This is a genomic window from Desulfosporosinus hippei DSM 8344 (assembly GCF_900100785.1).
In the GTDB taxonomy this organism is placed as follows: Bacteria; Bacillota; Desulfitobacteriia; order Desulfitobacteriales; family Desulfitobacteriaceae; genus Desulfosporosinus; species Desulfosporosinus hippei.
On the sequence record NZ_FNCP01000001.1, the window covers coordinates 1 to 12,734 of the forward strand.

A 12,734-nucleotide genomic window follows, 5' to 3' on the forward strand; every position below is an offset into this window, starting at 1 on the left:
CAGCTTCAATTGAAAGGATATCAAGTTCTGAAAGTGTGCTAGGCAGCTATAAATTAGGTGATATCAAGAGATCCGAAATGGCTCTCGGGCATCCTATTGTAGTTGAGACTTTACGCTGAGATACTCGATCTTGGCCTCAGAACCCAAAGTGAGAGTATTTTCGTAAGAAAAAGAGCCAAATCTTGCGATTTGACTCTGGATTTAAATAGTAAACAGTACAAGTTTATGGTGATATCACAAATGTGACTGACCATTAAACTTCAATACTCTGTCCTTTTGCCTGAGAGATTAGCAAAGCATTTTGCGTTGCCCCTTCGGCGCCCATTAATGGATCTCTCCAGAGTCCTGTCAATTTACGGTCCTGCTTAAATGTAAGCTCCTGAAAGTACAACCTCTTCGGCAGGCAAATTTGCCTATCTCCCGTAAATATCATCCAGTAATTATTTAGTTAAGTTTTTAACGAGCTAACTTATATTATAATTTCAATTTCAAAATTATTCAAGGATTTAATAAAATAACCAATAATAATTTTGTATTTATTTAGTGAGTGAATCTGCTTTAACTATATTGCATCTCATATAAAGGGCAGATTCACTTGAACTGTAAATCTTCAAACCTTCCATGTTTCTCAAATTGATGCACTCGCAAGTTTTATGCTCCGACATTTTTAGTTAGCACTGTAGAGCTTTTTCAATTCTTGTTTTTACCTCTTGAGAGAGATCCTCTACTCGTACCAGGTAGGTTTCTCCAGATTTTCGTTCTTTGAGTTCAACTTGACCATTGGCCAAGGTTTTACTTCCCAAAGTTACCCTTATTGGATAACCCACTAAATCTGCATCCTTAAATTTCACGCCAGCACGTTCATCTCGATCATCCAGAATGACTTCGACTCTTAAATGTTTTAACTCTTGATAAAGTTTCTCAGCAGTTTCAACAACCAATGAATCTTTATTACTAGTCGGTACGATTATACAATGGTAGGGAGCAATTGGCATTGGCCAAATAATCCCATTATCATCGTGGTTTTGTTCAATGGCAGCGGCAATTGTTCTGCTTACCCCAACGCCGTAACAACCCATTACACAGCTTTTTTCGACTCCGTTCTCATCTAAAAAGTTCGCACCAAGTGCTTTGCTGTATTTAGTACCAAGTTTGAATACTTGACCGACTTCAATTCCTCTGGCCTCTTTAAGTGGAGCCCCACATTTAAGACAGGCTTCGCCCGGCTCGACCATTCTTAAATCAAGAACCTTGTCTATACGGATATCTTTACCGGGAACAACATCTACATAATGATGATCCGGTTTATTCGCTCCACAAGCAGCCCTCTTCATCAAGGGAACCTCTTGATCAGCTACTACCAAAAGTCCATCAGGTGCTCCAACTGGACCTACATACCCAGGTTCACACCCTAAAGTCTGCAGAACTAACTCAGATGAGGCAAGTTGAAGGGACACAAATCCGCCTAAAGTGTTATTCAGCTTTATTTCATTGAGTGTGCGATCCCCTCGTATTAAAACCAAAAAGATTTTATCATCTCCTTGATAGAGCAGCGACTTAATGGTAGCGCTCTTCGGAACTGCCAAAAACTCACTCAGGTTTTCAATGGTCTTTACTCCCGGTGTAGACACTAACTTACTCTTTCCTTCCGGAGATGAATCGTCAATCACCTGAGGGCGACACTCAGATTTTTCCATATTAGCTGCATAATCACACCCAGAACAATGAACGACGGCATTCTCTCCGGAATCAGCTAGAACCATAAATTCATGGGTTCCCCCTGTACCTCCAATGGCACCAGCATCTGCTTCAACAGGACGAAAGGTTAAACCACAGCGGGAAAAAATTCTACAATAAGCATCATACATTTTTTGATAGCTTTCATGGAGTCCAGCCTCGTCACGGTCAAAGGAATAGAGGTCTTTCATAACAAATTCACGGCCACGCATTAATCCGAAGCGAGGACGCCGCTCGTCCCGATATTTATTTTGTATTTGATAAAGAAGCATCGGGAGCTGTTTATAAGACCGAATTTCACCCCGAACTAGGTCTGTGATAATTTCTTCGTGAGTCGGACCTAGACAGAACTCACGGTTATGACGATCTTTTAGCCGAAATAACTCTGCACCATAAACATCCCAGCGACCACTTTCTTTCCATAATTCAGCCGGTTGCATAATTGGCATAAGAACTTCCTGTCCACCTTTGGCATCCATTTCCTCTCGAACAATAGCTTCGATCTTTTTTAAGACTTTTAAGCCTAAAGGCAAATAAGTGTAAAATCCGGAGGCCGACTTGCGAATTAAGCCTGCCCGGAGCATTAACTGATGGCTGATAACTTCTGCTTCAGCAGGTACTTCGCGAAGTGTAGGATTTAATAATTGGCTGACGAGCATTGTATCCATTCCCTTCTATAATCATCAATTTATTGTTTAAGTTAGCATTAATAGCTAATTCATTGTGTCTATTGTTTCTGGTGTTCCGTAACATACTCTTCAATTTCGTGAAGCAAGGCTGCCAGTAACTCATGTTCCGGAAGGCGAGCTACTATCTCCCCCTTGCGAAATAAGAGCCCCATGCCTTTTCCGCCGGCAATCCCGAAATCCGCTTCACGAGCCTCACCAGGCCCATTGACTGCGCACCCCATAACTGCTACCTTTAACGGCTTGTCCAGGGGGGGGAGTTGAGCTAGCCGTTCCTCGACTTGCTCTGCCAATCCGGCCAGATCAACTTGAGTTCGGCCACAGGTTGGGCAACTGATTAACTCGACACTACGTTGCCGTAAGCCCAAAACATGTAAGATTTCTAAAGCCACCGGGATTTCTCGTACGGGATCGCCGGTTAATGATACCCGAATGGTATCCCCTATCCCTTCGGCTAGAAGAGTACCAATTCCTATTGCCGATTTCACTACGCCGGAACTTACCGTCCCGGCTTCTGTGACACCTAAATGCAAAGGATACTCGGTAACTTCATGGATTTTTCGATAGGCTTCAAGCATTAAAGGAACAGAGGATGCTTTTAGAGAGACCTTAATTTTGTCATATCCCTCGTCTTCCAGAAGACGAATATGTCCCAAGGCACTTTCGACCATTCCCTCGGCAGTAGGCCCCCCGTACTTTTCCAGGAGTTCCTTTTCTAAGGAGCCGGCGTTAACTCCGATCCGAATAGGGATTTGCCGTTCTTTAACTGCCCTAACAACCTCTTGCACCTTCCAGCGGGCTCCAATATTCCCCGGATTCAACCTTAGGCCATGAACCCCTTGCTCAACTGCTTGAATAGCCAAACGGTAATCGAAATGTATGTCAGCAATTACAGGAAGTGGGCTATCAACTGCAATTATCTTTAAGGCCTCGCCCGCATCCTGATCTAGAACTGCCAGTCGCACAATCTCACACCCAGCTTTCGCTAAAGAATGAATCTGGGCAAGTGTGCTAACAGTGTCTCTGGTATCCGTATTAGTCATAGATTGTATAACGATCGGAGCCCCTCCGCCTACTTTTACAGATCCAACCTGCACAGCTTTGGTGCTTTTTCTGTGAATCATTAATTCCGTTCCCCCTGTAAATCAATCAAGCCAAGATCTAACCTGCTTTAACAAACAATCTCAAGACATCTTTATAAGTTACAGCCAGCATCAAACCCATAAGCAAGACAAAACCCACCAAATGAATCATATTTTCCTTTTCTGGATTAAGGGGTTTGCCTCTTAATCCTTCAATCAAAAGAAAAACCAGTCTGCTTCCATCAAGTGCCGGAATTGGGAAAAGGTTAATGAGACCAAGTTGAATACTCAAAACACCTGTTAAGCCTAATAAATTAGAGAAACCTTCTTTAGCACCTTCTCCAATAACCTGGGCTATCATGACCGGGCCACCCACGTCTGCAGGAATTTTTCCAGTGATCATTTGTACTAGGGTTACAACGATCAGCTTAGTGAAATCAACAGATCGTTCAATTCCGACTCTTGTTGCCTCCATAATAGAGGCGTGAACATAACTAACTTCAGGTGCGATCCCTATCATTCCGTACCCAGTCTGAGCATCCTTTTCGGTCTTTACGGAAACAGTATGCCGTTGCTGATCGGCACCTCTCTCAATAGTAAGGTTTATCACTTGATCTGGTTTAGAATGAATTACTTCAGTTAAACGTGTCCAGTCTGGAGTTGGGGCTTGATCGACAGCAATAATTCTATCCCCAGCAAGGAGCCCAGATGCTGCAGCCGGCTTATCTTTTAGTAATGAGCCAATCGAGTTAGTATTGCTCTGAGCCGGAATCCCCATGTAGGCAAAAACACTGACAAACATAATAATTGCCAATACAAAATTCATAATAGGACCGGCAGCTATTACCGCCATACGTTGCCATATGGGCTTGTTCATGAAACTTCTGGCATCTTTGTTTGAGGCAATTACAGCTTGACCATTATCATTGATTTCCGGATCCATACCATGCAGTTTGACAAACCCCCCAAGAGGAACAATCCGTAGAGAATAAAGTGTTTCTTTCCCCTGATAACCCACGATTTTCGGACCAAAACCAAAGCTAAACTCAATCACCTTAACTCCAATCCACTTTGCGACAATATAGTGTCCAAATTCGTGAATCATGACCATGCTTCCAAAGACAAAAACAATGGCTAGTGTCGTTAACACTTTAACCCCCCCCTTTATCGATATTCGCGGCTCCAGATCGGAACCTGGTTCGTAGTTCGTGGATTGAAAGGTTATGATCTTACTTCCACTGAATGATATTTATGTGCCAATCTTTAATTTAGAAATTGTGTTGTTAATCTTTTAGAATCTAGAAATTAATTCTTCGGCCCGTTGACGAGCCCAATTATCAGCATCGAGTATACTACCCAAATCCAGATTATCTAAAACACAATGTTCCGAGCAAACTTTTTTAACAATATCGATAATTGCCGAATATGAAACCTTCTTTTGGAGAAATGCCGAAACTACAACTTCATTAGCTGCATTCATTACAGCCGGAAGAGTTCCCCCTCGTCGTCCGACTTGATAGGCTAAAGCCAAGGCCGGAAACGCTTCAAAATCCGGCTCATGGAATGTCAAGGTTTTCCCCCGAAGATTGAGTCGCTCAAAGGGATTCTTCCATCGTGTTGGGTAACTTAAGGCATATTGTATTGGCAATCGCATATCCGGCCTGCCTAACTGAGCCAGTACGGAACCATCTTGATATTCTACCATAGAGTGGATTACACTCTGGGGATGAATGAGCACCTCAATTTCATCATACTCCATATTAAACAAATGATGGGCCTCAATAACTTCCAATCCTTTATTCATCATTGTTGAAGAATCTATTGTGATTTTTGCACCCATCTCCCAATTGGGATGGCAAAGAGCCTTCTCCAAAGTGACAGTTTCTAAGCTTTCTCTTGTCCAACCAAAGAAAGGCCCTCCTGAAGCTGTCAAAATAATCTTTTCAATAGTTTCAGTACTTTCTTCTAAACACTGAAATATAGCGGAATGTTCACTGTCCACAGGTAGAATTCTGCAGCCTTTTTTTTCAGCAGCTGACATTACTAAATCTCCGCCTGCCACAAGTGTCTCTTTATTGGCAAGTGCAATAGTTTTCCCTGCTGCAATTGCAGCTAGCGTAGGCTCCAAGCCTACTCTGCCTGATAGTGCAGTAACAACTATATCGACTTTCTCTGCAACAACAGAGTTAATTATCCCTTCCATTCCTTGAGCCACTTTGATCGGTAAATCTCTCAACCGACTACGCAGATCACTGGCAGCAGATTCATCCATCATTACTACAACTTCAGGTCGAAACAACCGAGCCTGTTCTTCCATAAGCCGTACATTTTTCTCTGCAGCCAAGGCGTAAATTTTAAGGCGTCCTTCCGCATGGTTGACAACATCTAATGTTTGGCGCCCTATCGACCCTGTTGATCCTAAGATTGTAAGTGTTTTCAAGACGAATCATCTCTTCCTGCTCATAAGCTTATTCTATTAATACCCGGTATCACGATAATTAATAGTCTTTCGGAGGTCCAAATACACCAACTCTCCGCACGGCTTCGTAACATATTACCAGAGCCGGCCCAATAATCAGACCAAACCCCCCTATCAATTGAAGCCCCACGTACATTGAAATAAGAGTTGGCAGAGGATGAATCCCAATTCCTTTAGACAATACTTTCGGCTCAAGTAACTGTCGTATAGTCATTATAACTATCCACATAACTAAAAGCTTTAGGCCCTCTCCAAAAGAACCCATGATAATTAGTCCTACAGCCCAAGGCACGAATAACATTCCTGTCCCAACTATTGGCACAATATCCAGAAGGCCAGCAATAACGCCAAGGGTGACTGCATAACGATTGCCCATAAGCAATAATCCAGCTATGGTTGCCAGTGAAGTTACCGATACCAAAATTGCCTGAGACCTTAAGTAACCCACAACAGCTGCTCCCAGATCTGAGCTGATTGCCTGGGCACTTACATGCCATCGTCGTGGAAACAAGTTGGATATAAATCGCTTTACTTCAGGATAGCTTGAACTTATCAGTAACGTGGCAACAACTGACACCACTAATACTATAAATACTCTAGGCAAAGCAGTTAAAAACGACAATAACAATGTACTGGCAGATTTTGCCCAAGCTTGTAGGGTTGAAGCCAGTGATTGAGTCGCGGTAAACAAAGTATCTTGTATCTGGGGATTTACTTCTACAAACCTTTCTGCCGTCTCCACTTGCTTGGATACCAAATCCACCAGGTAGCCATAATTAGGTAGACTGATGGCTAACTCAGATAACTCAGTATAGAGGCGGGCAACAATTAGAAAAACAAAAAGGCTTAAGCCAGCGATTGCCATAAGTAGCGAAAGCACCGCTGCATAGGGCCTTCCAATCCTTACGGCTTTCATTAACCTGACAAGAAGTGGTTCAAGTAAAAAAGCAATGATTAGAGCAATAATAAAGGGTAGAAAAGCACTAAACAACTCGCTAACAACTCCAACGAAAATCGGTAAGAAATCATGGAAAAAGTATGTAAAAAGTTTCAGGAGGATAAGCAGACTTGTTACTATTGCCAGCCTATTGATATTTGCCCATAGAGGGTGTTTTTGAATACTCATTACTTTCACCTCATGACAGCAATATTATTCCATAGTATACCAATGGTAAGGCAAATATAAGACTATCAAAACGATCTAAAATTCCCCCATGCCCTGGTATAAGGTTCCCAGAATCTTTAACTCCTGCACTGCGTTTCAAGGCTGATTCAAATAGATCTCCAATTTGAGCGCTAATTCCAATTATTACGCCTATGACTATATAGATATGCCAAGGTGCTCCTCCGATTATGTTCCAGCTGACAAGGGCTACAATGACACTGAAGGCCAAGCCTCCAATTGAACCTTCTATAGTTTTTTTTGGGCTTACATTAGGAGCTAAAAGATGTTTCCCAAATTGTCTCCCTATAAGATATGCACCAGTATCTGTAGCCCATACCAAAAAGATTGTAAGCATTGTCCACTCGATTCCTCGCGGAAGTTGCCGAAGCAAGTAGAGGTGAGACAGCATGACTACTGCATAAAGAACCGCTAATAAATTAAAATTTGCTTCAGTGAGCTGAGTCTTAGGATATGTTAAGGCAAGGCGTCCCAGGCAAATAAGAAACCAAAATATAAGGGCCGCCATTATCCATTCTTCCCTACCAATGAATAAACTAGTCAGCCATACAGCTGTGGCTGTAGAAGTTTGTATATACCAAGGGGCTACTCCCATCTGAACACCAATTTGTAAAAATTCTCGCAAGGCCAGAAATGTCAACACAGCTATCAGAAATGCTGTATAAGATCCCCCCAAATATATTAAACCCAGTAATATTGGCGCACCGATAATTGCACTCATGGTTCGTTTAAACATGTACTATCCTCAATCTGTATGTATTCCACCAAAGCGGCGATCCCGTTGTTGGTACGCTTTAATTGCATCAAGTAATGACTTTTCCCCGAAATCGGGCCAAAGCTCCTCGGTAACTACAATTTCAGTATACGCTAACTGCCAGAGCAAGAAATTGCTTAGCCTCATCTCTCCTGAAGTCCGAATCATTAAATCAGGATCAGGCAAGCCCTTTGTAAAAAGTGCATCACTCATGGATTTTTCGTTAATGTCTTCAATTTTCTGTTTCTGATTTAAGACTTCGTTACTTATTTTTTTAACAGCATCTATAATTTCTGATCGTCCACCATAGTTTAAGGCAATATTAAGTATAAGGCCCGAATTATTTTGAGTACGTTTAATTGAGTTTTCTAACTCCTTCTGCGCTTCCGAAGGCAGAGCTGAAATACCCCCTATAGCCCGAATAACTACATTATTATGATGAAGTTCTTGCAGTTCTTTTCTTAAGTATTCTGTAAGAAGAGTCATAAGAATACCGACTTCATCCTTTGGCCTACTCCAGTTTTCCGTAGAAAATGCATAGACTGTCAAAACCTTAATTCCTAAGTTGGAACAGGTCTTCACAATCTTCCGTAAAGCCTCGACTCCCGCCCGATGTCCCATTGACCGGGGAAGCCCACGCTTTTTAGCCCACCGCCCATTCCCATCCATGATTATGGCAACATGGCGAGGAAGACGTTCGAGGGCAATCTGGTCAATGGAATTCTCTTTGTTTTGTTTCCAAGCCTTGAGCCACATCATTTACACCCCTAACTCGTCGTTCGATATTCGTTGTTCGTGGTTTCATATTTTGAAGCAATACTCTTATACTACGTCCTAAACAAAAAGTTTTGTACCGCTTCTTAAGGCAGATTACTCCATTCAAGGTCTTTCGATCCACGAACTACGAACCTCAAATTACGACATTGACCCCCTTAAACTTAGGGGGTCAATGTCTGTCTGATCGAGAAATTCTCATGTGCTAATACGAAATCCAGATGGTCACAAAACTCTCTGATCCGAACAACTCGGTAGTTTCCCCACGATTCTATATTACCATGAGGACGTGTGATTTGGAAAGCGTAAGGTTTCGATAACCTCTCAATTTCGGGTTTGACCTCATTCCAATCTCGACCGAGCCAAGTCTGACTCATACTTCTACGATTTCACTTTCTTTTGTTTCCATGACACGGTCTATCTCTTTAATAATCTTATCGGTTATCTTCTGTACCTCATCTTGAGCACGTTTAACTTCATCTTCAGAAGCTTCATGATCCTTCTCTAACTTTTTCAACTGATCATTAACATCCCGACGCACATTCCGTACAGCAACCCGGGCTTCTTCTGCCTTCTTCTTAACGGTCTTTACCAATTCCGTTCTTCTCTCGGCAGTCAGTTGAGGTATCATAAGGCGTATAACATTTCCATCACTGGAGGGATTAAGGCCCAGGTCAGATTTCATAATTCCTTTTTCAATTGCCGGTAAAACTGTTCTGTCCCAAGGCTGAATCAGCAGCATTCTTGCTTCGGGAGTAGAAATATTAGCAAGTTGATTAATCGGCGTAGGAGCACCATAATATTCGACCATTACCTTATCCAAGACACTCGGGTTGGCCCGGCCTGCTCGTATTGTTGTGTATTCCCTGCGCAATGCATCAACCCCCTTGTGCATTCGCTCGTTAGCGTCTTTAATAACCTCAGAAATCATTGACTATCCCTCCCAACATATGTTCCAATCGATTCACCCATAAGAACTCGACGAATATTACCTTGTTTGGTAAGGTCAAAAACAATTACTGGTATATTATTATCCATGCATAGTGATGTAGCCGTGGAATCCATTACCCCAAGACCTCTACTGAGTACATCTAAATAGCTCAATTTCTCAAATCTTTGAGCATTTGGATTTGTCATCGGATCAGAATCATAAACTCCATCAACGCGTTTAGCCATTAGGATCACTTCAGCTTCAATCTCCGCCGCTCTTAAGGCTGCCGTAGTATCCGTTGAGAAGTAAGGGTTACCAGTCCCGGCTGCAAAAATCACAATCCGCCCTTTTTCCAGATGTCGGATGGCTCGCCGGCGAATATATGGTTCAGCGACTTGTCGCATTTCAATAGCAGATAGAACCCGGGTATCTGATCCTGCTTTTTCCAGAGCATCCTGTAAAGCCAAGGCATTCATCACTGTTGCCAGCATACCCATGTAATCAGCTTGAGAGCGATCCATTCCTTGTGCGCTACCCGTAATACCACGCCATAAGTTGCCTCCACCAACAACCAGGCTGACTTCAACCCCCATGTCTCGGATTTCAGCGACTTGCTCTGCTACGGAAACCAGCATATCATGTTGAAGGCCAAATCCTTGATTCCCTGCCAGCGCTTCCCCGCTTATCTTAAGGACAACTCGTTTATACCGTGGTTTTTCCATGGATTAACCTCCATTATTCTATTTAAGTTCTTTTATTTTCATTTTGGAATATTTCAAAAAGAGAACACCTGGGTGTTCTCTAGATTGCTGATTATGTCAATTATCGATTTAATTCTTTCATTACCTCAGCTGCGAAGTCATCTTGTCGCTTTTCGATACCTGCACCCAACTCGTAACGAGTGAAGCGACGAATGACAATACGTTCACCAATCTTAGCTGTCTTATCTAGAACCAGATCCTTAATGCTCTTATCTGGATCTTTGACAAAAGCTTGTTCTAATAAACATACTTCTTTATAGAACTTTTCAATTCGACCTTCTACCATTTTTTCAATGATTTTTTCCGGTTTACCTTCATTAAGAGCTTGAGCCTTCAAAATATCTCTTTCATGTTGGAGTACGTCAGCCGGAACTTCTTCCTTGTTTAGATATTGTGGGTTTGCAGCTGCAATATGCATGCCTATATCACGAACCAATGTCTTAAATTCGTCCCCACGAGCCACAAAATCCGTCTCACAGTTCACTTCTAACAGTACACCGATCCGTCCGCCACCATGAATATAGGCTTCAATTAATCCTTCTGCCGCAACACGTGCACCCTTCTTCGCTGCTGCAGCAAGTCCTTTTTCACGGAGATAATCACAAGCCTTCTCCAATTGACAACCACATTCTATCAGTGCCTTTTTACAATCCATCATGCCTGCACCGGTACGTTCTCTGAGTTCTTTAACTAGAGCTGCAGTTACTTCTGCCATTGTTTTAACCTCCTATTTTCGAAGCGCAAAACGCGAGATGCGAGGGACGATCATCGATTTTATCTCGACACTCGATGTTCAACGCCAACTATATTATATGTGTTTTCTACAAAGCCAAACGTTTTAAGTAGATGTTATATCAAATAAGTTGTAAGTAATATCAAACATGCGAGGTTCGAACTTCGAACTTCGAACCTCGCATTTCAATAATACTTGACTTACGCCTCAGCAGCTTCCCCAGCTTCTTCAGCTTCTTCTTCATTACCTTGTTGTCCTTCAATAATAGCATCAGCCATTTTAGCTGTTAACAGCTTGACTGCACGAATTGCATCATCATTTGCTGGAATAACAACATCAATCTCATCCGGGTCACAGTTGGTATCAACTATTGCTACAATAGGAATATTCAAACGGCGTGCTTCTGCGACAGCAATACGCTCTTTACGAGGATCTACAATAAACAGAGCATCCGGGAGTTTTTTCATGTTTTTGATACCACCCAAGAAGCGCTCCAATTTTTCCATCTCGTGACGCAGTGCTGAGACTTCCTTTTTCGTAAGCACTTCAAAAACGCCTTCTGCCTCCATACGCTCTAAAACACGCAAACGATCTACACGTTTTTGAATAGTTTGGAAGTTAGTCAACATTCCACCGAGCCACCGCTCATTAACAAAGTACATGCCACAACGAGCAGCTTCTTCTTTAACTGACTCTTGTGCTTGTTTCTTGGTACCTACAAACAACATGGTACCGCCTTCAGTGGCAAGATTCCGTACAAAGTTATAAGCCTCATCTACTTTTTTAACGGTCTTTTGCAAGTCAATAATGTAGATTCCATTGCGCTCAGTAAAAATATAACGTGCCATCTTCGGATTCCAGCGACGAGTTTGGTGTCCAAAGTGAACACCCGCTTCCAGTAATTGTTTCATTGAAATTACAGCCATTTTAAATACCTACTCTCTTTTTGTTTTGTCCACCGCAGGTTCATCTCAAAGTACCCCTTGCCTCCCGACAAGGAACTGATACTTTCATCCCACTGCGTGTGTCATTAAATCACACTGCTACTAGCTTAACATATTCCCTTTTTCATTGCAACGAAATATATTAATGTTTTGGTGTTGTCTAAGTTAGCAGGCAGCATGTCTGGAAAGATTTGACCGGATATCATATTTCTGAATAAAGATCTCCAAATCACTCATAAGTTCAGGAAAGGGGAAATAGAATTCGCTCACATAATATAAGTCCTGGCCTGTCCGTATCTGAGCGATTTCTTGACCTTTATCATCAAAATAAAAGGCAACTCGTCTAATATCTTGTGGCTCCAAAACACGTTCTCCAAGTAAGGATTGAAAGATAATTTGCCCCTTATCGATAATAACATGTTTACTCTTTCCAAATACGCACAAGGTTATAATACCGAGTACTGCAACAGCATAGATTCCAATCAGCACTCGAAGCTCTAAAGGAGGCAACTTACTAAAAGTGTGTATACCCCCAATAATCAAGGGATACAGAATAAGAAACACAAGGCCCTGTACAATAAGGGGCTTCAGTTGGTAAACATAATCATGTTGTTCCTCATCATGTTCTTCCATCGTAACACCTCCTAAAGAATACTGGCTGGTGTAGATT

The 12,734-nt window shown here is 42.2% G+C and carries 12 protein-coding genes and 1 riboswitch; all 12 genes read right to left on the bottom strand.

Annotation, left to right across the window (positions count from 1 at the left end; genetic code table 11):
- Positions 1 to 258: 258 nt before the first annotated feature.
- Positions 259 to 351: riboswitch (glycine riboswitch) on the bottom strand.
- A gap of 320 nt (positions 352 to 671) precedes the next feature.
- The 12 genes from BLS16_RS00005 to BLS16_RS00065 all read right to left on the bottom strand — a co-directional run bounded on the left by BLS16_RS00005 (position 672) and on the right by BLS16_RS00065 (position 12,697).
- Entirely contained in the window at positions 672 to 2,396 is a 1,725-nt protein-coding gene (locus BLS16_RS00005; protein WP_092328368.1) for a proline--tRNA ligase, read from the bottom strand.
- 68 nt (positions 2,397 to 2,464) lie between these two features.
- Positions 2,465 to 3,547: a flavodoxin-dependent (E)-4-hydroxy-3-methylbut-2-enyl-diphosphate synthase gene (gene ispG, locus BLS16_RS00010; protein WP_176786017.1), complete on the bottom strand. Its 1,083-nt coding sequence runs from the start codon at positions 3,545 to 3,547 to the stop codon at positions 2,465 to 2,467.
- Between the two features lie 37 nt (positions 3,548 to 3,584).
- Complete coding sequence (rseP, locus tag BLS16_RS00015; protein WP_092328370.1) at positions 3,585 to 4,655, bottom strand: RIP metalloprotease RseP; 1,071 nt, start codon at positions 4,653 to 4,655, stop codon at positions 3,585 to 3,587.
- 141 nt (positions 4,656 to 4,796) lie between these two features.
- Positions 4,797 to 5,945: a 1-deoxy-D-xylulose-5-phosphate reductoisomerase gene (locus tag BLS16_RS00020; RefSeq protein ID WP_092328373.1), complete on the bottom strand. Its 1,149-nt coding sequence runs from the start codon at positions 5,943 to 5,945 to the stop codon at positions 4,797 to 4,799.
- Positions 5,946 to 6,003: 58 nt separating this feature from the next.
- A complete protein-coding gene (gene ytvI / locus BLS16_RS00025; protein WP_092328375.1) occupies positions 6,004 to 7,110 on the bottom strand; it encodes a sporulation integral membrane protein YtvI in 1,107 nt (368 codons plus the stop codon).
- A 10-nt stretch (positions 7,111 to 7,120) separates the two neighbouring features.
- Positions 7,121 to 7,903: a phosphatidate cytidylyltransferase gene (locus BLS16_RS00030; protein ID WP_092328378.1), complete on the bottom strand. Its 783-nt coding sequence runs from the start codon at positions 7,901 to 7,903 to the stop codon at positions 7,121 to 7,123.
- A gap of 9 nt (positions 7,904 to 7,912) precedes the next feature.
- Positions 7,913 to 8,677 (bottom strand): undecaprenyl pyrophosphate synthase, encoded by a 765-nt coding sequence (gene uppS / locus BLS16_RS00035; protein ID WP_176786035.1) that lies wholly within the window; start codon positions 8,675 to 8,677, stop codon positions 7,913 to 7,915.
- 391 nt (positions 8,678 to 9,068) lie between these two features.
- Entirely contained in the window at positions 9,069 to 9,626 is a 558-nt protein-coding gene (gene frr / locus BLS16_RS00045) for a ribosome recycling factor (protein WP_092328385.1), read from the bottom strand.
- Entirely contained in the window at positions 9,623 to 10,348 is a 726-nt protein-coding gene (gene pyrH, locus BLS16_RS00050) for a UMP kinase (protein ID WP_092328388.1), read from the bottom strand. Before pyrH ends, frr begins: the two co-directional genes overlap by 4 nt.
- Before the next feature lie 100 nt (positions 10,349 to 10,448).
- Positions 10,449 to 11,102, bottom strand: a complete 654-nt coding sequence (tsf, locus tag BLS16_RS00055) for a translation elongation factor Ts (protein WP_092328390.1) — start codon at positions 11,100 to 11,102, stop codon at positions 10,449 to 10,451.
- A gap of 218 nt (positions 11,103 to 11,320) precedes the next feature.
- The gene (rpsB, locus tag BLS16_RS00060) at positions 11,321 to 12,046 is read right to left on the bottom strand and encodes a 30S ribosomal protein S2 (protein ID WP_014904437.1); all 726 of its coding nucleotides are present in this window, start codon (positions 12,044 to 12,046) and stop codon (positions 11,321 to 11,323) included.
- A 183-nt stretch (positions 12,047 to 12,229) separates the two neighbouring features.
- Positions 12,230 to 12,697, bottom strand: a complete 468-nt coding sequence (locus tag BLS16_RS00065) for a hypothetical protein (protein ID WP_092328393.1) — start codon at positions 12,695 to 12,697, stop codon at positions 12,230 to 12,232.
- Between the last annotated feature and the right edge of the window lie 37 nt (positions 12,698 to 12,734).